Here is a 22,649-nt window from a genome sequence, read left to right as displayed (position 1 = left end):
TTTTAAGCAGGAGTTAAGACTTTTTTCTTAGTTTCTATCGGTGCGGTTAAAGCGGATTCTAAATCGGCCTTCCCTAGTCTTGCTTCCAAAATTTTCAGCACTTCCCGTCCAAAATCATCGGGATTTTGTTGCCATGCTTGCAGACAAACTTCGCCAAAAAATGACCCCAAAGGTTCAGGATTCCAGAGCAGTTTTTTGGCTGTCCAGGGCATTAAACTCATGGGATCGTAGTCGGGTTTAATAATTTCTTTTTTGAGGGCGTATTCTTCTAGATGGGTGTGGGGTTGTAGTCCGATAAAAAAGATGGCTGGTTCCACTTTATCGACTCCAAAAATGTTTTCTAATTCCCGATGATAGGCGATGGTTTGACGAATAGTTTCCAGGGTTTCATCAATAACATTAAAGGAATAATTTACCGAAACCAGATCATTAAAACCGGCCGCTTTTAAGTCCCGACAATTTTGCAGAACTGTCCGCAAATTATAGCCCATGCGCATTTTACGGACTAATTCCTGAGAACCACTGGTGATACCAATTTCAAAGTAGTTCATGCCTGTTTTTACCATTAAATCGCACAGTTTCGGAGTGAGATTATCGGCACGAATATAGGCAGCCCAACGTATATCTTTCATCCCAGAAGCGAGAATTTTTTCTAATAGTTCTTCCACGTCGTTGATAAATTTTCTGGTGGGGATAAATTGGGCATCGGTAAACCAGAAATTGCGAATGCCGCGGTCGTATAATTGGCGCATTTCCTTAACTACTTCATCCGCGGGATTAATGCGTACTTGTTTGCCCTCAACGACGGTATAGATGCAGTAGCAGCAGTTATGGGGACAGCCGCGCTTGGTTTGTACCCCGATATAAAAGTCGTTTTCTTGGAAATAGTAGGAAAATTCCGGCCAAATACTGGCGATGTAGTCGTAGTTACAAGCGGATTTTTCTAAAGGGGTGGGGGATTCGTGGATTAAACGCGGCCGGGGTGTGGTTTCTCCGACGACATAACAACGTTCATCGCTAAAGTTCCGGCCGGAGAGGAATTTTTCTAGCAGGGTTTCCCCTTCTCCCACTGATACAATTGTTCCTGTGGGCAGTTTGGTTTTTAGTTGTTCGTAGAAAACACTGACGGCACCACCCCCGACGATAACTCGCGCTTCGGGATGGTATTTTCTGGCCTGCTGCAACCCGCGGCGAATTAGTCCCTGATTGCGCCATAATTCGCCGTAGTAGGCTGTCGTCACCTTTAAACCTCCTAAAGCACCTCGCAGCTTGATTAGGGGGTTTTTAGCGTAGTAAAATTCAAAGGCGTTTTGCAGGGGATTGCCACCGCGACCACCGACGGGAGCATATATTTGAATATCCCGCCAGGAGAATACTAGCAGGGTCGGCCGAAATTCGTCAACACAGCGATCGAGTGCCTGGTTAAAGTCTAAGGGGGGGACTGTACCAAGGTCAAAAATCCTTTGTTCGATGTCGGGGAAGAGTTTATGAACGTGGTCGGAAAGGTAAACGACACCGATGGGGAAAATGGGGTTACAGGGGAGTCTAACGTAGAGGATGCGTTGCGCTTGCGGTTGAGTCATGAGATTTCTGAATGGGACGGGGACGCATTCTGAGTAATCTTAATATAACTTAACTTTGTCCGGCTTGTCTGGCAGTTATCAGTTATCAGTTATCAGTTATCAGATGTGAGTTTTCAGTTCACTGTTTACTGTTTACTGAAAAGCTTCCCACTTCCCACACCCCACACCCCACACCCCACTTCCCACTTCCCCACTTCCCCACACCCCACTTGCGTCTAAGGTTAAACTTTAATTCCTAGTACCTGTGTATGGGTTCCCCGCGCTTGGGTGACACCGATGGTTCTTTCGGAAGCTTCAATCATCGGCCGACGCAAACTAACAACAATAAACTGCGCTTGTTGGGCTTGTTTTTGAATCATTTTGGCCAATTTCTCTACATTGGCCCCATCTAAAAACATATCCACTTCATCAAACGCATAAAAGGGAGAAGGACGATATCTTTGTAGGGAAAAAATAAAGCTTAAAGCGGTTAAAGATTTTTCACCTCCAGACATGGAACTTAATCGCTGTACTGGTTTTCCTTTGGGATGTGCCACCAGATTTAAGCCACCATTAAAGGGGTCATTTTCGTCTTCTAGTTGTAAGTAACCATCACCATCGGACAGGGTGGCAAATATATTCTTAAAGTTTTCGTTAACAGCAGTAAATGCTTCCTGAAAAGCATTAAATCTGAGGGTGGTAAAGTTTTCTATCCGTAAAAGTAGTTCGGTTCTTTCACCTTCTAGAGTTTGCAGTTTTTCTGATAGTTCATCTAATCTCTCTTTAGTTTTTTGGTGTTCTTCTAAAGCTAACATATTGACAGGTTCTAAAGCTGCTAATTTCTTTTGTAACTGCCGAATATCGCTTTGAATTTTCTCGAAATCTCGATCGCTTTCGGGAATTTCTGGCAAGGGATTAGGTAAGTCGCTTTCTAGTTGACTAATTTCTGTCTGTAAAGTGGTTAGTAATGCTTGTCTTTCCTCTTGATTGTTGACTAACTTTTCCGATTGCCAGATAGCCTGTTGTTGCTGGTTTTGTTGTTGTCGCAAAACTGTCTCTAATTGGTCTCTTTTTTGCTTGGTTTCCCCTAGTTGTCGGGATAATTGCTGTAAAGCTTGATTGATTTCTAAAATATGCTGATCAAGTTTTTCTATCTCCAGATTACCGATATTTCTCTGATTAACTGCATCGGTGATTATTTTCTCAATCTCAATAATTCTATCCGCAGACTCTTGACTTTTTTCCTCTAGTCTGATTTGTTGACTTTGCAGGTCTTTTAACTGTTCGCGGACTGTAGCGAGGTGATTTTCTTGGGTTTTTAACTGCAATTCTTGACTGCGAATTATTCCCTGTACCTGTTGCCATTCGCTATGGGTATGATTGGCCTCTAAAGCAGTTAATTTTTCCTGTTCTTGCTGTAAGGATAACTCTAACTCAGGAATTTCTCCGGTTAATATTTCTAACCGTTGACGAGAAATAGTCATTTCCTCTTGCTGGCCCGATAATTGACGGGTTAAATCCTCTTTTTCTGTGGTTAAACGTTCTAAATCCTTGCTTAATTGTTGTAGAGATAATTGATTTTCCCGATGACTTTGACGGGTTTCGGTTAACTGTTGGGTTAACTGACTGATAAGATTATTAACTTGAGTAATTTTTTCTTCGTTGCGGGTAAGAATGCGATCGATTTCTGCTAATCTTTCCCGTAGAGATTCCGCTTCACTAGACTCCTTCGGAGAAATTTTACCAAAACGCAGCCCCGATCGCGTCGGTTGGCTGCCTCCGGTCATAGCGCCAGTCATCTCTAATAACTCGCCATCCAAAGTAACGATGCGATATTGATTGATATAATAACGGGCAGAATCTATATCCTCGAAAACCACGGTACTGCCAAAAATATAGTTAAAAACCTCCCGATACTGGGATTGAAACTTAACTAAATTCACCGCTAAATCCAGATAACCCCGCGCGTGACGCAGGGAGGAAATATCCTGGGGACGGGGAGGACGAATTTTATTCAGGGGTAAAAAAGTGGCGCGACCGATGCGACGCTGTTTTAGCAAGGCAATTCCGGCGGCCGCAACGCTATCATCTTGGACGACTACATGACCTAAACGACCTCCGGCGGCGATTTCCAGAGCAATTTGATAACGTTCCTCTACTTCCCCCAATTGTGCCACTAATCCGCAGATTCCGGGCAAATCTGACTGTAATAATATTTGAGTAGCATAGGTTCCCTGGGCCTCCTGTTGCGCTTGCTTGGTCGCTTCCAGTTTATCTAATTCCCTCTGTTTGTCCCGTTGTTCCTTGAGCAGACGTTTTTGGGTGTCCTGACTGATGACGCGATTTTGTTCGGCAATGGTGAGTTTTTGGGCTAAATTTTGGATATCGGGATCCGATTGATTAATTTTTTGTAATATTTCTTGACTTTCTTCCGTTTTTGTGCTAATAACTTGCTCTAATTCTTGCAGACGTTGACCAGCTTCTACTATATTAGTTTGCAATCGATCGCATCTTTCGGTCAATTGGGCCCGTTGGCTACGGTAGGGGTTTAATTGTTCCTGAAGACGGGTAATATTGCGGGAAAGGTCACTTTGTTCTTTTACCCAAGCTTCTGACGCTTCTGCGAGACTACTTGCTTGCAGACGATGGTTTTCTAGGGTTTCCCTTGCGGTTTGGGTTGTCAGTAGGAGATTGGGTAAAATTTCAGTTTCTAAACGGCTTTTTTGGGCAGTAATCTGATTTAATTCGAGATTATAGCGATTAATTTCCTCTAAAAGTCTTGTTTTCTGTGCCTGAGATTCTTTTTCGAGGTTTTCTAACTCTTTTTGCCGTTGTTGCTGTTGTTGTCGTTTGGCCTGTTGACTCGCTAATCGGGAAGTTAGGGACAGGTGTTCATCTTCCCCAAAAGCTTTGACCTGTTGATTGAGTTTCTCTAATTCTTGACTATTTTGGGCGATTTGTTCGGATAAATTGGCGATAGTCTCAGTTAAAACCTGTTTTTCCTTTTCCCCAGCTTGAATTTGTTCTTTTACTTGCTGGCAGCGCTGCTGGAGATTTTGCCAATGCAGGACAATTTCCCATTGTTGTTTTTCTTGGACTTGGGCCTTGAGTTTTTGGTATTTTTCGGCTTTAATGCGATCGAGTGCTAATTTCTCCAGAGATTTTTGCAATTCTGTGGCAATAATTTGGCAGCGTTCTTCCCTTTCTTTAACCGAATCGATATTCTCCTTAGTTTTCTCAATTTTGCGGTCAAATTCGGCTACTCCTGCCAATTCGTCGATAATTTCCCGTCTTTCCTTAGCATTCATGCTGATAATTCGGGTTACGTCTCCCTGTAACACCACGTTGTACCCTTCGGGATAGATGCGTAAACGGTTTAATTGGTCGTGAAGTTCGCTAACCGTACAGGTTTCCCCATTGATATAGTAGGTAGAAGTATAGCTGCCACCCTTAGCCACTTTTAAGCGTCGGGAAACCGTCCAATCCCTATCGGTTGCGTCAGGAATATCGGCAATATCAAAAGTCACCGAGACACTCGCTTCGGTACTATGACGTTGACTGTTATAGCTGTGATTGACTAAATCCGGTAATCTTTCGGCCCGCATTCCCTTGGAAGTAGCTAATCCCAAGCAAAATAGCAATGCGTCGAGGATATTCGACTTTCCCGAACCATTTGGACCAGAAACCACCGTAAACCCCGGTAAAAAGGGGATGGGAGTCGTTCCCCCGAAGGATTTGAAGTGTGAGAGTTCGACCTTTTTGATGTAAACCATGGCGATAAGCAAAAAGTAGGAAAGCTGTCAGCTGTCAGCTTTAATCTATAAGGGATAACTTCGGTTTATCCTTGAAAATATCCTCAGACTTGACCGGAGATGACAACACCCTTATAGAAAAATATAGCTGATAGCCCCCTTAGATAGCTTGAATCCATTCTTTGACTTGGTACTCTGTCCAGATACCATTTTGCCAGTAGGGGTCCGCTTCGATTAATTCTCGCACTTCTGACTCGCTGGCTGCCTGATAAATTCCGAAAACTTGGCTTAAATCTGCCGTTGGTCCGATAGTAATGAGAATTCCCCGTTCTTTCTGTTGATTTAATCCCTCTAGATGCGCTTGACGATAGGGTGCGCGTTTTTCCAGCACGTTTTCACAATAACTACCCCAGATAACAAATTTCGGCATATTTGACCTGTACTCTCTTGATCTGTTGCTATTTTACGATCGAATCGTCAATCAGGCTAAATCGATATAGAAAAGTGGGGGGGTACACAGAATCTACATTTTACTATAGCGGTGAGTCCCGATTGAAACGCTGAAACGCCTATCTATTATCTATCGATGGATTTACTATACCTCATTAGACTGAAAAACGCTATATATAGATTAGCTAATCCAGATAGGTTTTCTATTGTATTTAAGTAGGTAGGTGGAATTAAATATAAGATGAACATAGGTTGGGTTGAAGCATGAAACCCAACGCCTAACCATTACCATTTGTCCTCCAAGATTAAGTTAGTATAACAAATACAGTCTTCACTCAAAGTTAATCCGTTCTCGTTCGACAACTAAAGGCCTTTTTAAAATTCTCATGTGCATTAAGCCAATGTATTCCCCAATAATGCCGATAAAAAATAGTTGCACCGAAGCGATTAAAAATAGTCCGACCATGATTGGTACGGTTCCCAAAGGAAAATAATCCCAGAACAACAATTTGGCGATTAAATAACCTAACGCCACTAGCAAACTCAAGAGGGACAAAGCAAAGCCTAACATGGTGGCCAGTCTGAGGGGAACTTGGGAGTGACTGGTAATACCCAGCATCGCCTCGCTATAGTATCGATAGAAATTGTAACTACTAATACCCCGTTTTCGCCGTTGTTGTTGATACTCAAAAGAGAAACTTTCAAAACCCAACTCTTCAATGAGTCCCCTAAAATAGGGATAGGGATCGTTAATCTCTCGTAGAACATTAATGACTTTCTGATCGTATAAACCGAAACCTGTAAAGTTTCTAGTAACTTTTATATCCGAAAGATTGTCCATTAAATAATAAAAAATTTGTCTAGCAAAATAGAAAAAAGATCCTTCTTTCATCGGCGTTTTAAACGCCTTAACAACTTTATAGCCTTCTTCCCACTTCTTGACAAATTCTAGGATTAATTCGGGAGGATCTTGCAGATCTGCTACCATAAAAATAACCGCATCTCCGTAACACTGAAGAATACCATAGTAACCAGAACGAACGGGACCGAAATTTCTAGCATTAACGATGACTTTTATCCCGGGGTCTTTTTGAGCAATTTTTTTTAATTCATCTACAGTTTTATCTTGGGAAGCGTTATCGATAAAAAGATGTTCATACTCATAGTTAGGTAACTGATTAAAGACTTCTTTAACTCGCAGGTAAAGGTCTTCAACATTCCCTTCTTCATTATAACAAGGAGTCATAATCGTAATTTTTTTCATTGTGAGCCTTCTCTAAAAACAAATAGTTTCATTAAAACAAAAGAGATGACAGCCATGGGAAGAACCAAGATGGCTCCAGCAATAAGCATTTTGGTTTTCTGTTCGATATTTATATTCATCCCATCGACAAATCTCAGAGCCTCAACGTTCAAGAGAAAAGTCGCCACATAAACTAAGACAAAACGAAAAATCAATTTGTTGTTTTTGCTACCAAAAACCAGTCTTCCCGTGGTTTGAAAGTTAAATAAGACTCCGATAATAGTAGCCAGCAAGACAGCGTACTTGTAATTTAGTCCTATCAGTATAAGACTACCGTATAAAAAATAACCAAATAAGGTATTCAGTACGCCAACTAACAAAAATCTGGCAAATTTGCTTTTTTGGAACAGATACATTTTTCTACAATCGTGACATAAAATTTCTAACTTTTTCCTTGACTGAGGTAACATCTAGCCGATGTTCTTGCATCAAATATTGATAAGTTCCGCAAAATTGAGAAAATCTATCTTCAATACCAATGCGACAAATCCAACTGGGATGATAGGTGCTGGCAATTTCAGAAATAGCAGCACCCAAACCCCCATAGATAGAATGTTCTTCTATCACCACAATAGCTTGATATTGCTGACAAATTTCTCTCACTTGTTGGACATCAAGAGGCTTAATAAAAGGAACACTCCACACCCCACTATTATCCCATTCTTGAGCCACTTCTAGAGCCGTTTTAACCATCGAACCTGTTGCCAAAAATCCAAGGTTGCCGGTGCCTGGTTTAACGGGGTAAAGTTTACCCGGCTCAAGGTTAGGTAAAGTCTCATGAATTACCCCTAAATCTGCCTTACCCATGCGTAAATAAACTGGTCTATCACTGTTAAAAGCCCAATTCAGGCATTGAGTCATTTCGGAGGCATCTGCCGGGGAGAGAATCGAGATATTAGGTAAAGCCCTTAAAGCGGCAATATCTTCGGTAGACTGATGACTAGAACCCAGACTACTATAGACCACTCCAGCACCATCTCCAATCAATAAAACCTTTAATTGTTCATAACAAATATCTAACTTAATTTGTTCTAGAACTCTTATCGGCAGAAAAGAACTTAAACCATAAACTACTGGAAAAAACCCCGATTTAGCGAGTCCTGCCGCCACACCTACCATATTTTGTTCTGCTACCCCCGCATTGATATATTGTTTAGGGCAAGCCTGACGAAAATCATCGAATAAAGCATAACCATGGTCCCCGGTTAATAACAGAACTCGCTCATCCCCTAAAGCAAATTTGACTAAAGCATCTGAAAAAGCGTTTCTCATAAACTTAATTTATCCTTGTAAACTTGAGGTTCTAATTCGGCTTTAGCTTGTGCATAAATTTCTCGATTTAAGCGGCTATAATGCCAAACATTATTATCTTCCATGAAAGAAACACCTTTCCCTTTAACCGTGTGAGCGATAACAGCTTTAGGACAAGAAGAAGACAGTTCTAATAATTCTTGAAAGACCTGATATAATGCCTTTTCATCATGACCATCTACTTCTCGACAGTCAAAACCAAAAGCCCGGAACTTATCAGCAATTTGACCTAAATTCATCACTTCTTGAGTAGTACCCATCGCTTGATAACCATTAGCATCTACAATGACTAACAAGTTAGATAGTTGAAAATGAGAGGCAAAAAGTAGGGCTTCCCAAATCGACCCCTCATTAATTTCTCCATCCCCCACAAGGGCAAAACAACGCTGTCCGGTTCCTTTAATTTTACTAGCTAACGCTATGCCAACACCCACAGATAAACCATGCCCTAAAGACCCTGAACTTACTTCTAAACCAGGCACATGAGCATCAGATAACCCTTTAAGAATTGTACCATCCCCAAAGTAATTATCAATATCCTTATCCGTTAGCCAGCCTAACTCATACATACAAGCATATTGAGCCATTACTCCATGACCTTTACTGAGAATTAAATAATCTCTGCCGGGGGACTCCGGTTGACCATTCCCTAGATTTAGGTAAGAACGATAGAGAACTGCGAGAATCTCGATAATAGAAAAGGCACAGCCAATATGCACGGTCGAACCAGCAAAGGCCATCCTCAGAACAGTTTGACGGAGTTGATTCGCCGCAAATTTCATGAGTTAAACTCCTCAATGATTATCAGTTTGTGTTAGTCTTTGTTGATACCATGCAAGGGTTTTTTTAATCCCTGTAGATAAATCAACGGTTGCCTTGAGTCCTAATTCTTTTAATGCTCTGTCAGTAGCGGGTACATATCTGGCAATCCGTTGACCTACAACTGGTTCTTGAGCAACAGTGATAGAATTAGGGTGTCCAGCAATTTCCGCCACTGCTAAGGCGGTATCTTTGATGTTGATTTCCACATTTGAACCCACATTATAAGGACGACAAGACTCACCCTTAAATAATATAGTCCATAACCAAATCATCAAATCCGAAGCATATAAATAGGAACGATAGGGGGTTCCATCTCCTTTAATATGAATCGTTTTTCCCTCTAAACTGTCCTTGATAAAGTTGCCAATGGCAAAAGATCCATCTAAAGGTAAATAGGGACCGACAAAGGCAAAACACCTGGCGATTTTTACCTCTATATTATACTCCTGAGCATACAAGACACTCAAGAGTTCTGCGAGTCGTTTTCCCTCTCCATAAACGGAGTTAGGAGAACTCACATCCGGCGCCCCTTGATAACTTTCCGGAATATGACTTATATCTGAGGGTTGTTGACCATAAATTGCTCCTGAGCTAGTTAGTAATAATTTTTTTGTGCCACAATTTTTAGCAAAATCTAGCACTCGCCGAGTCCCTTGTACTGTAGTATCTAGGACAAAAAGACGATCCTCTTGATGTACTAGAGAACTTGCATCCGTTGCCGCATGAATAATATAAGAAAACTCCCCTTTAGGAAACTGAAATGACCTAACATCACCGCTAGGGAATTGAATAGCGGGATGATTGGCTAAATGAGGAGCTTTTTGCCTGAAACTATCAGGATTTCTGGTTAAAACCACTGCCGATGCTTTTAAGTCTAGCTGATCATTAGCCCAAATAAAACTTTCTAATAACCAACAGCCAAAAAAGCCTGTACCTCCGGTAATAAATATCCGTTGTCCCCGCAATTCCTCCCACAGGGTTTTAGTATGGGCAAGAATGTGATTTAAGTCATTTGTTAGGTTAGGTTGCATCTTCAGCCCCGAATCATTACCAAGATTCCTTCCATGATTTTATCAGCATTTGACAAGTCTCCTACAAGGTTTCTGGTTCAACGCCTATTTCTCTTAATTTTTCAGCTAATTTGTGCCGTAACATTCGCTCCTGTTCGAGTTGATATTCAGTTTGTGCGACTCGTTCACTCCCCCATAATAACAGATTGCCCGACTTATCCCACCAGCGCAACCAATAGGCTGTTACTTCCGCTTTTTTTCCCTGCCAGACTCCCAAAAATAAGTTAATCTCTGCTATCCAATAACGATTGTTTTCATCAGGTTTTTGTTGTTCATATCTTCCTTGATTCAATCGATAAATTTCTAATTCTCCGGTTTTTGGCTGAAATATTCCATAGATAGGTACTTGTAAGATTTGCTCGTAAAAATACCATTTTCCATAGGGATAGTGAGGATTGATGGAATATTCACCCCCTTCGGTTTCCGAGATAAACTCTAGGACGATGGTAGGAATTTCTCCTTCAAGATGGGGAGTATAACTGCGCCGAATTTTTCCGCCAGGAATCGGTTTTACCGAGGGAATATAAACCCAATCAGGTGCTTTGACAACTGTTTGAGTTTTAACGGTAGCACACAAGCCAAAATTAGAGGCAATTAGCATCGATTCCAGAATTAGTCCTGCTAATTCTAACGATTCTCGTAAAGCGGCTGCTAATAGGGGTTGCAAGTTGTTGTCCACAGGTTCGTCAGGTAGAATAAAATCATCTGGCAGTTTTTCCCAGGTAATAGTTGGTAAGGGGTTTGACTGAAGTAGTTGCATGGCTGTCATAAGTAATTTCACTAATTCAAATATCTAAAATGGGCTATAGATTTTCAGGATTAACTCCCAACTCTTTTAACTTTTGCACCAAACGTTGGCGAGCAATTTGTTCTTGCTCAAGTTCTAACTCAGCTTGTTCGGCCCGTTGACGCTCCTGCTCGGCTCGTTGCCTTTCTTGCTCTACTAACTCACTCCCCCATAATAACAGATTGCCCGACTTATCCCACCAACGTAACCAATAGGCTGTTACTTCCGCTTTTTTTCCCTGCCAGACTCCCAAAAATAAGTTAATCTCTGCTATCCAATAACGATTGTTTTCATTAGGTTTTTGTTGTTCATATCTTCCTTGATTCAATCGATAAATTTCTAATTCTCCGGTTTTTGGCTGAAATATTCCATAGATAGGTACTTGTAAGATTTGCTCGTAAAAATACCATTTTCCATAGGGATAGTGAGGATTGATGGAATATTCACCCCCTTCGGTTTCCGAGATAAACTCTAGGACGATGGTAGGAATTTCTCCTTCAAGATGGGGAGTATAACTGCGCCGAATTTTTCCGCCAGGAATCGGTTTTACCGAGGGAATATAAACCCAATCAGGTGCTTTGACAACAGTTTGAGTTTTAACGGTAGCACATAAGCCAAAATTAGAAGCAATTAGCATCGATTCTAGAATTAGTCCTGCTAATTCTAGGGATTCCCGTAAAGCGGCTGCTAATAGGGGTTGCAGGTTATTGTCCACAGGTTCGTCAGGTAGAATAAAATCATCGGGCAGTTTTTCCCAGGTGATTATCGTTGATTTTGTTGGTAAATCAATAGCAGATGGTGTCATTGTCGTCAACAGTCCTTCCTAATATTTAATAAGCTCTCATAAACTGCCCGCAACTAAGTAGGTGCATTAAATTAATTATAAAATAGACCTGTAGGTGGACAATGCCTGCAATTAGTTCATACACTATCATCAACTTCAACTCCTAGCGCTCTTAATTTTGCTGCCAAGCGTTCGGCTCGTTGCTTTTCCTGTTCGGCTCGTTGACGCTCTTGCTCGGCTCGTTGCTTTTCCTGCTCTACTAACTCACTCCCCCATAATAGCAAATTTCCCGACTTATCCCACCAGCGCAACCAATTAGTAGTAAATTCAGCTTTGGTTCCTTGCCAGATACCGATAAACAAGTTAAGTTCTTTTATCCAGTAACGATTATTCTCATCTGGCAACTGCTGCTCATACTTTCCTGCCACTAAACAATAAATTTCTAATTCTCCGGTTTTTGGCTGAAATATTCCATAGACAGGTACTTGTAAGATTTGCTCGTAAAAATACCATTTTCCATAGGGATAGTGAGGATTGATGGAATACTCACCCCCTTCGGTTTCCGAGATAAACTCTAGGACGATGGTAGGAATTTCTCCTTCAAGATGGGGAGTATAACTGCGCCGAATTTTTCCGCTAGGAATCGGTTTTACCGAGGGAATATAAACCCAATCAGGTGCTTTGACAACTGTTTGAGTTTTAACGGTAGCACACAAGCCAAAATTAGAGGCAATTAGCATCGATTCCAGAATTAGTCCTGCTAATTCTAACGATTCTCGTAAAGCGGCTGCTAATAGGGGTTGCAGGTTGTTGTCCACAGGTTCGTCAGGTAGAATAAAATCATCTGGCAGTTTTTCCCAGGTAATAGTTGGTAAGGGGTTTGACTGAAGTAGTTGCATGGCTGTCATAAGTAATTTCACTAATTCAAATATCTAAAATGGGCTATAGATTTTCAGGATTAACTCCCAACTCTTTTAACTTTTGCACCAAACGTTGGCGAGAAATTCGTTCTTGCTCAAGTTCTAACTCAGCTTGTTCGGCTCGTTGACGCTCTTGCTCGGTTCGTTGCCGCTCTTGCTCGGCTCGTTGCTTTTCCTGTTCGGCTCGTTGACGCTCTTGCTCGGCTCGTTGCTTTTCCTGCTCTACTAACTCACTCCCCCATAATAGCAAATTTCCCGACTTATCCCACCAGCGCAACCAATTAGTAGTAAATTCAGCTTTGGTTCCTTGCCAGATACCGATAAACAAGTTAAGTTCTTTTATCCAGTAACGATTATTCTCATCTGGCAACTGCTGCTCATACTTTCCTGCCACTAAACAATAAATTTCTAATTCTCCGGTTTTTGGCTGAAATATTCCATAGACAGGTACTTGTAAGATTTGCTCGTAAAAATACCATTTTCCATAGGGATAGTGAGGATTGATGGAATACTCACCCCCTTCGGTTTCCGAGATAAACTCTAGGACGATGGTAGGAATTTCTCCTTGGAGGTGGGGAGTGTAACTGCGCCGAATTTCTCCACTAGCAATCGGTTTTACTGAGGGAATATAAACCCAATCAGGTGCTTTGACAACAGTTTGAGTTTTAACGGTAGCACACAAGCCAAAATTAGAGGCAATTAGCATCGATTCTAGAATTAGTCCTGCTAATTCTAGAGATTCTCGTAAAGCTGCTGCTAATAGGGGTTGCAAGTTGTTGTCCACAGGTTCGTCAGGTAGAATAAAATCATCGGGCAGTTTTTCCCAGGTGATTATCGTTGATTTTGTCGGTAAATCAATAGCAGATGGTGTCATTGTCGTAAACAGTCCTTCCTAATATTTAATAAGCTCTCATAAACTGCCCGCAACTAAGTAGGTGCATTAAATTAATTATAAAATAGACATCTAGGTGGACAATGCCTGCAATTAGTTCATACACTATCATCAACTTCAACTCCTAGCGCTCTTAATTTTGCTGCCAAGCGTTCGGCTCGTTGCCTTTCTTGCTCTACTAACTCACTCCCCCATAATAGCAAATTTCCCGACTTATCCCACCAGCGCAACCAATTAGTAGTAAATTCAGCTTTGGTTCCCTGCCAGATACCGATAAACAAGTTAAGTTCTTTTATCCAGTAACGATTATTCTCATCTGGCAACTGCTGCTCATACTTTCCTGCAACTAAACAATAAACATCTAATTCTCCAGTTTTTGGCTGAAAAATTCCATAGACAGGTACTTGTAAGATTTGCTCATAAAAATACCATTTTCCATAGGGATAGTGAGGGTTGATGGAATATTCACCCCCTTCGGTTTCCGAGATAAACTCTAGGACGATGGTAGGAATTTCTCCTTCAAGATGGGGAGTATAACTGCGCCGAATTTCTCCACTAGCAATGGGTTTTACTGAGGGAATATAAACCCAATCAGGTGCTTTGACAACAGTTTGAGTTTTAACGGTAGCACACAAGCCAAAATTAGAGGCAATTAGCATCGATTCTAGAATTAGTCCTGCTAATTCTAGGGATTCCCGTAAAGCTGCTGCTAATAGGGGTTGCAAGTTGTTGTCCACAGGTTCGTCAGGTAGAATAAAATCATCTGGCAGTTTTTCCCAGGTGATTGGCGGTGATTTTTTGAACAAATTAATAGCAGATGGTGTCATTGTCGTAAACAGTCCTTCCTATATTTAATAAGCTCTCATAAACTGCCCGCAACTAAGTAGGTGCATTAAATTAATTATAAAATAGACATCTAGGTGGACAATGCCTGCAATTAGTTCATACACTATCATCAACTTCAACTCCTAGCGCTCTTAATTTTGCTGCCAAGCGTTCAGCCCGTTGCTTTTCCTGTTCAGCCCGTTGCTTTTCCTGCTCGGCCAACTCCTCTATGGTGGGGAGCAATTGCCCCTCTGCTGTTGCCCAACGCAGCCAAGTAATCGGCTCTTGTTCATCCCCATAAATTCCCTGCCACCGCACTAACACTAGCCCTAATATTTCGCTGCTGAACCTGCCTTGAGCATCTGGTTTTAAAGATTTATAAACACCCCCTTCTAAGCGATGTCCCGCTAAATCTTCTGGGTCAAAGGGATCATACCAAAAGTATTCTGTCACCCGCAAACGATTCTGATAGATAAGCTTTTTCTCTTCTTTATCTTTTTTGGCTGTACTCTCAGAGAGCAACTCAATCACCACATCAGGAGCTTTTTCTTCTTCCCAGACGACCCAGCTTTTCCGTTCTTTTCGAGGCACGTCCACAACGACAAATACATCAGGCCCGCGATAATCCTCGTTACGCACTTGATTGGGGCTAAAGTAAACAAACATATTGCCTCCGACAAACGCTTCCCGTCCTTGGGTTTTTAACCACTGGGAGAGAGGTCTGACTAATAACTGCATTTGCAGTCCGTGTCGCTGGGTTTCCATGGGAATACCATCATCAGAAGGTAGTTCATCTTGGGTCGGTGGTAGCTTGATCCCCAGTGGGTTAGCTGCAATTAGGAGGGTTTCTTGAGCCATTGGTTGGTTGGGGTGAACAACTGATGCCACTTTCTTATCATAAACTATCATTAATGTCAACACAATTGCGATCGCAATTGTGTTGCCAAGCGCTCGGCTCGTTTTAGGTTATGGGATTTTGTCAAGATTCTCTGACTCTATTACAGTTCTAATCTTTTATGTAAATCTTACAATTTTTCAGGATACGGTCATCTATGTTTTTCCCTGACTCTACAAGTTTGTAATTATTCTCATAGAGTAATTGTAAAAAAGTGCCATGATAATTTGCTTTTATGAGACCTGGATGTCTCATGGGACATAGGGTGACAATTGGATTGAATTTATTGAGAGTATCAAGAAAACGGGGCTGAAAAGAATTGTCCCCAGGGAAAATAGAAGCTATCTCGGGATAAAACAATACTTTTCTGTTTTTGTGAAGATAATAATAGGATTCAACCCGATCAGAAATTAGAATTGATGGACGGTTTAATTGCTTTTCTAATGTAGCCACTCTCTCAGACAAGCTCGCTAAAGCAGACATTTGCGAATAGCTTTTAGGGCTTTGAAAATGGGATATCGTTAAGGGAATAAATTTTACACAAGCGATTAGGGACATAATAATAAAGGGCATGACTAATACACTGACCAGGGAGAGTCTTAATAAATCAAACGAATTGGGCAATAGGATTGGCAAAAACTCCCTAAATGTCATTTTATTCTGCATCAATTCTGGTTCAGATTCAGACATTTTTTTTCGATAAGAACTAAAGGCATAATCAATCAAACAACCATAGGAAAGAAAGAAGGGAAGTGATACACCTAACAAATTCCAAGGATGACTTCTATTGACAAAATAAAAGAGGCTAACTATTCCCCAGATGGCAATTACAAAACGATACTTAGCACTTTTATCCTCGATAGGACTCTGAAAAGATTGTATGATGTTAAAACCGTAAACAACCATAAATATCATCCATATATTATCTGTAAAAGGCAAACCATAAAAGCCAGAGCCAAATTTAAGAGTAGAACCCGTATAATTGGAAAAATTTATAAATTCTCCAGCAATAATTCTAAAGCCAAAAATAATTATGAAAATGATCATGATAAGATTTATACTAAATACCGTTAATTTTTTAATCATGTTTTTTGCGCTAAACCCATCTATTTTAAACTCATTCCAAATGTAGATAAAGAAATACATAATCAAGACAACTACACCAGAATCAAAATTACTTAATAGAGCCATTGCCACTATAAAATCTAGAAGCACATCTTGTAAGTTAATTGTTAAAAATCCAATGGAAAGAGTAGCTTTATCGAGAAATTTTCTTTCAGATATATACAACAAAGTAACCAGCAAAAGACAAGGAAATAAAGTTCTTAAAGGAAAATATTGAAAGTATAAATCTTGGCGTACTACCCTACCATAAAGATAACTCCAAAACAGGCAGCTAATAAATACCAAAATTCTGAGCAACGGATTTTTGTAGATAGCCTTAGTTATTAAATAGTAAAGAAGAATCTGAAGAGCAATCAAACTACATACAACAATTTTGATAGACAATAGATTATTTCCCATTAATCGTGATAGTAGGCCAAGCCAAAGATAATATCCGCCATATAAACTTTTAAACCCATCATCAACAAGGGGAATAAAAGGGGAATCACTATTAATGGCCGCCAATGGAAAGAGAACCACATTAAAATGGAAGTTCGATGGATTAGTATAAACCAGACTCCAAGCAACTGATGTCACCGTTACTAAAACGCCAATAAAAACTATATTCTCAATCAATAATGTTCTCAAAAATTTACGAAGGGAAAATAAGTATAAGAGAAAAAATAAAATAACTGTTAAAATTAATGCGGCTGGAATTAGCACCAAAAAATTCAAGCTTGATAAATAAGTTGTCAGTTTATCGTAATTGTATGACATCTCAGGTTCCACATATAATAATCTGAGACTTTCAGCAGTTCCTTGGGTAAAGAGCTTTTGAATTGCTATCGTGTTGAAAACAAGACCAAGTCCCCACGAAATTAAAAACTCAAGATTACGACTTTGATTTGTCACTTGCCAATTATTGATTATTTTTGATAAAATAGAACTAAAATAGTTCAAAACTTTACCAAAAATAGTAGGTAAGACAATAATAGAAATTAAAACGAATAGATACCACATTGCTTCATACCTTTCATTTCCTTTCAATCTGCCAAATCTTGTGGTAAGAAGATAATCTACATCAATAATAATAAGTAGGAACGCCCCTACTCCTTTGAACCATTGATCAATCGCAGTTTTATTCATTTGATACATTTTATTTTCCTCTTTATTTATTGTCTTTTACAATTTAGATTAAAGAACATCGCTAGGTAACTCTTAATCAAAGTTGACTCGCGCTCTCTCTACCACTAGAGGTCTTTTTAAGCTTCGTCTATTTATCAAACCAATATATTCTCCTAAAATACCTATAAAAAATAATTGTACAGAAGAAAAAAGAAACAATCCGATAATGATTGCCGCTATCCCTATAGGGAAAAGGTTCCAAAACAGAAGCTTCAAAATCAAAGTCCCCAGACCGACCAGAAAACTCACTAGAGATAGAGCAAACCCGATCATTGTCGCCAATCTTAGCGGAAAATTAGAATAGGTAGTGATACCCAGCATTGCCAGATCGTACATTCGATAAAAATTGAAACTACTCTTACCTCGTTTTCGGACTTTCTGATCATACTCGATTTTAGCACTCTTAAAACCGACTTCTGAAATAAGACCCTTTAAGTAGGGATAAGGATCATCGATCAAACGCAATGCTTCTATCACTTTGTGATCATATAAACCGAAGCCCGTAAAATTAGCAGTTAAGTCAATCTCTTCTGATAGAGTCCTAACTAAAAAATAATAAAATCTTCTTATACTATAGACCAAAGAATTCTCTTGACTCGAGCTTTTAATTCCTTTAACAACTTGATAGCCTTCCTCCCATTTTTCTAAAAAATCGACGATTAGTTCGGGAGGATCTTGACAATCGGCGAAGACTAAAATAACCGCATCTCCAGTTCCTTGTAAGAGTCCGTAATAGGTAGAACGAACAAAGCCAAAATTCCTAGCGTTAATGATAATTTTGACTCTAGAGTCGCTTTGAGAGATTTTCTCTAATATACTGACTGTTTTATCTTGAGAGTCATTATCGATAAAAATATGCTCGTATTCATATTTTCCTAATCTTGCAAAAATATCTTTGACCTCAGTATATAAAAACTCAACATTATCTTGTTCATTGTAGCAAGGAGTAACAACACTAATTAATTTTTTAATCATCTTAAATTTCCTCAATTTTATTTATGTTTAAATGGTCTTTATACCATTTAATTGTATTTTTTAATCCCGTCGTTAAATTATATTTTTGTGTCCAATCAGTCTTTTTTCTCAGCAACTCATTATTAGCACAAATAAACATGGGATCATTGGGACGGTAAGGTAAAGCACCCAGATGAATTAAATCAGGTTTACCTAATAAATTACCAAGTTCAAGTGCTATTTGTCCAACGGTTACAGGTTGACCAGAACCAACATTAACTACACCTGAAACGTTGCTCTTAGCAACTGCCCAAATTGCCGAGGCTACATCCTCAATATGAAGAAAATCTCGAATTTGCTCACCTTTAGTTGTTTTCACCACTTCATCCCGCAGCAGTGAAGAAATAATCCCAGGGATTAATCGTCGCTCATCCTCCATTGGTCCATACTGATAAAATAGGCGAATCCAAGCTACCTCCATTTCGGTTATCTGGGCAAATTGCTGCAAAATAGTGGAAAGTGCGACCTTGGTGGCTGCATATAAGGTTATGGGTTTTGTCAAACTGGATTCAGATAAATATCCCAGACTTAAATCATACTCAAAACAAGTCCCTATACCCACAAACCGCTTACAACCCAGTTCGGCTAATTGAGAGAGAAGATTGATGCTCGCCTGAATTGAATCAAGGTTTTCTTGAGAATTTAGGTATTTACCCGGCACTGCATACCAAGCTAAGTGAATGCACAATTCAGGTTTGATTTCCTGCAAATAAGTATTCACGTTTTCAAATGCTACTAAGTCAGATTGCCATAAATACATTGATGGCAGAATATCTTGAATTCGCCATCGGTTGCTGCTTTCTCGCACAAGCACGTGTACCTCACACCCTTCGGCTACTAAAAGCCTTGCTACATGGGAACCAACAAAACCACTCGCACCAGTAATTAATACTTTCATGCTTTCTTTAAATTGTTTTGATTCTCAATAAACCAACGGACTCCGAAATTCTGAAAAAGGAAGAAAACTCTGATCTCGTTCAGATAAGATAGGATGTAGATTTGGCCAAGGTATTACTACGGAATTCCAAAGAATTCCTGTATCTTCTTTGGGAGAATATACTGTTGATACTTTATAGCACATAATTGCCGTTTCGCTGGTAACATAAAAACCATGCGCTAGGCCAGAAGGGATATAGATTATCTTACCATTTTCAGAACTCAGATTAAACAACTCAAACTCGCCATAGGTTGGCGAGCCTTTACGCAAATCTACCACTACATCCATTACCGACCCTTCGAGACAATACACAATTTTTGTGCAATCTTGCGGAGGAACTTGGAAATGTAGTCCTCTCAAAACATTTTTCTTGGACACCGAGTAATATTCTTCAGCAAAGTTAATAATTAACTGGTGACTTTTATAGATGTCCTGATGTAGAGTTTTAACAAAACGACCACGCTTGTCTTCTAAAATAGTGGGGACAATTTCGTAGCACTTAGGAATCCTTGTCTCAGTGATTTTCATCAGTTTTTCAAGATTTTAAGTGGATTGACAGTGGATTAAGGTTGATCCCCCATGCTCGGAAATTTTGTCCCAAAAGTTCGGTAATTTTATTGGCCATGACAAAATTTTCTGATGGTCGCCGCTACATAGGTTAACATCTCCTCGGTTAATCCGGGATAAATGCCCAGCCAAAAAACACTACTCATGATTTTATCGGCATTGCTTAAATCCCCAACAACTCGATAATTTAACCCCTTATAAAGAGGCTGGCGCAGTAAATTTCCCCCAAATAATAGCCTTGTGCCGATGCGCTTTTCCTCCAAATGCTTAACTAAATCATTGCGGCTAAAAGGAGCATTTTCCTTAACAAAAATCGGAAACCCGAACCAACTCGGTTCAGAATCCGGGCTGGCTTCAGGCAGAATTAAAACATCTTGAAGCTCCTGTAACTTTTGATGCAAAAAGTCGAAATTTTCCCGACGCTTTTTGATAAATCCGGGCAATTTATCCAGTTGCGCTACCCCGACGGCGGCTTGCATATCGGTCATCTTTAGGTTATAACCCACATGAGAATAGGTGTACTTATGGTCATAGCCAAAGGGCAAATCTCCTAACTGCCAACCGAAGCGCTTATTACAGGTATTATCTACCCCCGGAGGACACCAACAATCTCTCCCCCAGTCACGGAATGACTCGACAATCTTTTTCAAGCGGGTATCACTGGTTAAAACCGCACCCCCTTCTCCCATGGTCATGTGATGGGCAGGATAAAAGCTAACCGTTGCTAAATGCCCAAAGGTGCCGGTTTTTTGCCCTTTATAGAGACTTCCCACCGCGTCACAGTTATCCTCAACTACCCAGAGGTCATGTTTTTCGGCAAAAGCCATCACCGCTTCTAAATTAAAGGGATTTCCCAGGGTATGAGCGATCATAATCGCTTTAGTCTTCTCTGACAAGGCCGATTCCATTTGATCAATATCAAGGTCATAACCGGGTAATTTAACGTCTAAAAAGACGGGAATTAGCTGATTTTGAAAGATGGGATTAACTGTAGTCGGGAAACCTGCGGCGACGGTAATGACTTCATCCCCCGGTTTAAGTTGTTTTTCCCCTAGTTTAGGGGAAGTTAAGGCACTTAAAGCCACTAAATTGGCCGAAGAGCCGGAATTGACTAATAAACAATGTTTTACCGCCATCCACTGGGCAAAACGTTCCTCAAATTCCGCCGCATATCTGCCCGTCGTTAACCAGAAATCTAGGGAAGAATCCACTAATTTGACTAATTCTTGCTCATCAAATACCTTACCCGATGCTGGGATATAGGTTTGTCCCGCCACAAAAGCCCGGGGTTGAAATTTGTGCTTGTAGTATTCTTGTACGGCTTGAAAGACTTGCGATCGCAGGTCTTGTTCTTGCTCAGATGTACCAGTCGGACGATGGATAGGTTGTGTCATGATTTGTGCAATAATATTCGTTAGAAAAACCGCTCGATAAAACTATTAATTGTTCTGTCCTTAAAATTGTCTAATCTCAATTTAGAACAACGTCTCCAGAAAAGAGTTTTTTTCTGACTTTCCGTTAATTTAATCCATTCATTATAGGTAGGAAACGCAAATTCCTCAAAAAATTTCATAAATCTTTCACAACCTTTTTCTACAGTAAAATCCTTAGCCCTTTCCTGGGCATTACTGACCATGTTAGCATAAAGGTTGGGACTACTCTTTAACTTACTAACTGCTGAGATAGCTTCGTCCAGAGAATTAACCAAAAGAAAGTCTAAGTCGCTTTTCTTTTCTGCCAAGATTGAGGACTCTGGAGTCATGATTGCTGGAACACCAGTTCGCCAACAATTGATTAATTTATTAGCGGGTTTGTTGATGTATGGGTTGCCATCGAAACTTCTAGCAGCAATAACCACATCTATATTACTATAGTCGTTCCACTTTTTAGGCTCAAGAATTGGCCACCACTTGCATCCTAGAGAAGATAAGGCATCACGCCATTTATCTGATTTCAGTTCTTCTGCTAATTGAGATTGATCACCAAGATAAGCCACATTTTCAACCAGACAGCCACGCTCTTTCAATCGAGGGATCAATCCAGGCTGAGGCCAAGGAGAAATAATATAGTAAGGATTCCAAATAGAATTACGGTTTTTCTGGAAATCCACGGCATTATGAACAATATTTATATGAGCAGGTGGATAAAACTGGAAATCAGATTTCATTGCGATTAACATAGCATTTCCTCCTGGATATTTGTAAAAACGGGTAGGTCGGCCAAGATATTTTTTGATCTCTAGCAAGGTTTTATCAAAACTCTTTTTATCTGCGAACACAATTCCTTCCTCAGGAATTGTGTTAATAACTTCACAATCTAAACCCGCCTTTTTAAGATAGATATAACTCGTCGCAATTTCCCCTGAAAAATGATCATGAATACCGAGGAAAGAGTCGGGATCTTGTCTATTAAGTAACCGCATCTCCTTTTCACTTGTTGCGTAGAAGTAAACTTTGGTCATATTTGTAG

Annotated in this window: 20 protein-coding genes; all 20 read right to left on the bottom strand. The window is 40.1% G+C overall.

Going from position 1 to position 22,649, the window contains the following annotated elements; all coding sequences use genetic code 11:
* Positions 1-2: 2 nt before the first annotated feature.
* The 20 genes from MAE_RS04885 to MAE_RS04790 all read right to left on the bottom strand — a co-directional run bounded on the left by MAE_RS04885 (position 3) and on the right by MAE_RS04790 (position 22,641).
* A complete protein-coding gene (locus MAE_RS04885) occupies positions 3-1,583 on the bottom strand; it encodes a photosystem II high light acclimation radical SAM protein (RefSeq protein WP_012264583.1) in 1,581 nt (526 codons plus the stop codon).
* Positions 1,584-1,804: 221 nt separating this feature from the next.
* Positions 1,805-5,335, bottom strand: a complete 3,531-nt coding sequence (gene smc, locus MAE_RS04880) for a chromosome segregation protein SMC (RefSeq protein ID WP_012264582.1) — start codon at positions 5,333-5,335, stop codon at positions 1,805-1,807.
* A 139-nt stretch (positions 5,336-5,474) separates the two neighbouring features.
* Positions 5,475-5,744 (bottom strand): YciI family protein, encoded by a 270-nt coding sequence (locus MAE_RS04875; protein ID WP_002762776.1) that lies wholly within the window; start codon positions 5,742-5,744, stop codon positions 5,475-5,477.
* 351 nt (positions 5,745-6,095) lie between these two features.
* Positions 6,096-7,028, bottom strand: coding sequence for a glycosyltransferase family 2 protein (locus MAE_RS04870; RefSeq protein ID WP_012264581.1), 933 nt, complete (start codon positions 7,026-7,028; stop codon positions 6,096-6,098).
* Positions 7,025-7,387 (bottom strand): GtrA family protein, encoded by a 363-nt coding sequence (locus tag MAE_RS04865; protein WP_231859723.1) that lies wholly within the window; start codon positions 7,385-7,387, stop codon positions 7,025-7,027. The genes MAE_RS04870 and MAE_RS04865 overlap by 4 nt, the downstream gene beginning before the upstream one ends.
* A gap of 40 nt (positions 7,388-7,427) precedes the next feature.
* Positions 7,428-8,339, bottom strand: a complete 912-nt coding sequence (locus MAE_RS04860; protein WP_012264579.1) for a transketolase family protein — start codon at positions 8,337-8,339, stop codon at positions 7,428-7,430.
* Positions 8,336-9,160 (bottom strand): transketolase, encoded by an 825-nt coding sequence (locus MAE_RS04855; protein ID WP_012264578.1) that lies wholly within the window; start codon positions 9,158-9,160, stop codon positions 8,336-8,338. The genes MAE_RS04860 and MAE_RS04855 overlap by 4 nt, the downstream gene beginning before the upstream one ends.
* Positions 9,161-9,172: 12 nt before the next feature.
* Complete coding sequence (locus MAE_RS04850) at positions 9,173-10,231, bottom strand: NAD-dependent epimerase/dehydratase family protein (RefSeq protein WP_012264577.1); 1,059 nt, start codon at positions 10,229-10,231, stop codon at positions 9,173-9,175.
* A gap of 61 nt (positions 10,232-10,292) precedes the next feature.
* Complete coding sequence (locus MAE_RS04845) at positions 10,293-11,039, bottom strand: Uma2 family endonuclease (protein ID WP_050766274.1); 747 nt, start codon at positions 11,037-11,039, stop codon at positions 10,293-10,295.
* A gap of 34 nt (positions 11,040-11,073) precedes the next feature.
* The gene (locus MAE_RS04840; RefSeq protein ID WP_012264575.1) at positions 11,074-11,862 is read right to left on the bottom strand and encodes a Uma2 family endonuclease; all 789 of its coding nucleotides are present in this window, start codon (positions 11,860-11,862) and stop codon (positions 11,074-11,076) included.
* 116 nt (positions 11,863-11,978) lie between these two features.
* Positions 11,979-12,749: a Uma2 family endonuclease gene (locus MAE_RS04835; protein WP_012264574.1), complete on the bottom strand. Its 771-nt coding sequence runs from the start codon at positions 12,747-12,749 to the stop codon at positions 11,979-11,981.
* A gap of 34 nt (positions 12,750-12,783) precedes the next feature.
* Positions 12,784-13,635 carry a Uma2 family endonuclease gene (locus tag MAE_RS04830; RefSeq protein ID WP_012264573.1) on the bottom strand — a complete coding sequence of 284 codons (852 nt, stop codon included), beginning with the start codon at positions 13,633-13,635 and terminating at the stop codon, positions 12,784-12,786.
* A gap of 116 nt (positions 13,636-13,751) precedes the next feature.
* Positions 13,752-14,480 carry a Uma2 family endonuclease gene (locus tag MAE_RS04825; protein WP_012264572.1) on the bottom strand — a complete coding sequence of 243 codons (729 nt, stop codon included), beginning with the start codon at positions 14,478-14,480 and terminating at the stop codon, positions 13,752-13,754.
* Between the two features lie 115 nt (positions 14,481-14,595).
* Entirely contained in the window at positions 14,596-15,336 is a 741-nt protein-coding gene (locus MAE_RS04820) for a Uma2 family endonuclease (protein WP_041803819.1), read from the bottom strand.
* 148 nt (positions 15,337-15,484) lie between these two features.
* Positions 15,485-17,623, bottom strand: a complete 2,139-nt coding sequence (locus MAE_RS34720; RefSeq protein ID WP_231859722.1) for a hypothetical protein — start codon at positions 17,621-17,623, stop codon at positions 15,485-15,487.
* A gap of 72 nt (positions 17,624-17,695) precedes the next feature.
* Positions 17,696-18,637, bottom strand: a complete 942-nt coding sequence (locus tag MAE_RS04810; protein ID WP_012264569.1) for a glycosyltransferase family 2 protein — start codon at positions 18,635-18,637, stop codon at positions 17,696-17,698.
* Position 18,638: 1 nt separating this feature from the next.
* Positions 18,639-19,574 (bottom strand): NAD-dependent epimerase/dehydratase family protein, encoded by a 936-nt coding sequence (locus MAE_RS04805; RefSeq protein ID WP_012264568.1) that lies wholly within the window; start codon positions 19,572-19,574, stop codon positions 18,639-18,641.
* A 24-nt stretch (positions 19,575-19,598) separates the two neighbouring features.
* Complete coding sequence (gene rfbC / locus MAE_RS04800; protein WP_012264567.1) at positions 19,599-20,141, bottom strand: dTDP-4-dehydrorhamnose 3,5-epimerase; 543 nt, start codon at positions 20,139-20,141, stop codon at positions 19,599-19,601.
* Positions 20,142-20,227: 86 nt separating this feature from the next.
* Positions 20,228-21,574, bottom strand: coding sequence for a lipopolysaccharide biosynthesis protein RfbH (gene rfbH / locus MAE_RS04795; protein ID WP_012264566.1), 1,347 nt, complete (start codon positions 21,572-21,574; stop codon positions 20,228-20,230).
* A gap of 20 nt (positions 21,575-21,594) precedes the next feature.
* Positions 21,595-22,641: a glycosyltransferase gene (locus tag MAE_RS04790; RefSeq protein WP_012264565.1), complete on the bottom strand. Its 1,047-nt coding sequence runs from the start codon at positions 22,639-22,641 to the stop codon at positions 21,595-21,597.
* Positions 22,642-22,649 lie beyond the last annotated feature (8 nt).

Origin of the sequence: Microcystis aeruginosa NIES-843 (assembly GCF_000010625.1) — a bacterium.
GTDB classification, from domain to species: Bacteria; Cyanobacteriota; Cyanobacteriia; order Cyanobacteriales; family Microcystaceae; genus Microcystis; species Microcystis aeruginosa.
The sequence above is the reverse complement of the archived record's forward strand: the minus strand, read 5'-3'. Positions and strand labels throughout refer to the sequence as shown.

Excerpts from the sequence above, each read along its gene's own strand:
- MAE_RS04840 (WP_012264575.1), bottom strand. The coding sequence starts at position 11,862 with ATGACACCATCTGCTATTGATTTACCAACAAAATCAACGATAATCACC.
- MAE_RS04855 (WP_012264578.1), bottom strand. The coding sequence starts at position 9,160 with ATGAAATTTGCGGCGAATCAACTCCGTCAAACTGTTCTGAGGATGGCC.
- smc (WP_012264582.1), bottom strand. The coding sequence starts at position 5,335 with ATGGTTTACATCAAAAAGGTCGAACTCTCACACTTCAAATCCTTCGGG.
- MAE_RS04885 (WP_012264583.1), bottom strand. The coding sequence starts at position 1,583 with ATGACTCAACCGCAAGCGCAACGCATCCTCTACGTTAGACTCCCCTGT.
- MAE_RS04860 (WP_012264579.1), bottom strand. The coding sequence starts at position 8,339 with ATGAGAAACGCTTTTTCAGATGCTTTAGTCAAATTTGCTTTAGGGGAT.
- MAE_RS04790 (WP_012264565.1), bottom strand. The coding sequence starts at position 22,641 with ATGACCAAAGTTTACTTCTACGCAACAAGTGAAAAGGAGATGCGGTTA.
- MAE_RS04820 (WP_041803819.1), bottom strand. The coding sequence starts at position 15,336 with ATGGCTCAAGAAACCCTCCTAATTGCAGCTAACCCACTGGGGATCAAG.
- MAE_RS04845 (WP_050766274.1), bottom strand. The coding sequence starts at position 11,039 with ATGACAGCCATGCAACTACTTCAGTCAAACCCCTTACCAACTATTACC.
- MAE_RS04810 (WP_012264569.1), bottom strand. The coding sequence starts at position 18,637 with ATGATTAAAAAATTAATTAGTGTTGTTACTCCTTGCTACAATGAACAA.
- rfbH (WP_012264566.1), bottom strand. The coding sequence starts at position 21,574 with ATGACACAACCTATCCATCGTCCGACTGGTACATCTGAGCAAGAACAA.
- MAE_RS04875 (WP_002762776.1), bottom strand. The coding sequence starts at position 5,744 with ATGCCGAAATTTGTTATCTGGGGTAGTTATTGTGAAAACGTGCTGGAA.
- MAE_RS04850 (WP_012264577.1), bottom strand. The coding sequence starts at position 10,231 with ATGCAACCTAACCTAACAAATGACTTAAATCACATTCTTGCCCATACT.
- MAE_RS04805 (WP_012264568.1), bottom strand. The coding sequence starts at position 19,574 with ATGAAAGTATTAATTACTGGTGCGAGTGGTTTTGTTGGTTCCCATGTA.
- rfbC (WP_012264567.1), bottom strand. The coding sequence starts at position 20,141 with ATGAAAATCACTGAGACAAGGATTCCTAAGTGCTACGAAATTGTCCCC.
- MAE_RS04835 (WP_012264574.1), bottom strand. The coding sequence starts at position 12,749 with ATGACAGCCATGCAACTACTTCAGTCAAACCCCTTACCAACTATTACC.
- MAE_RS04830 (WP_012264573.1), bottom strand. The coding sequence starts at position 13,635 with ATGACACCATCTGCTATTGATTTACCGACAAAATCAACGATAATCACC.
- MAE_RS34720 (WP_231859722.1), bottom strand. The coding sequence starts at position 17,623 with ATGAATAAAACTGCGATTGATCAATGGTTCAAAGGAGTAGGGGCGTTC.
- MAE_RS04870 (WP_012264581.1), bottom strand. The coding sequence starts at position 7,028 with ATGAAAAAAATTACGATTATGACTCCTTGTTATAATGAAGAAGGGAAT.
- MAE_RS04825 (WP_012264572.1), bottom strand. The coding sequence starts at position 14,480 with ATGACACCATCTGCTATTAATTTGTTCAAAAAATCACCGCCAATCACC.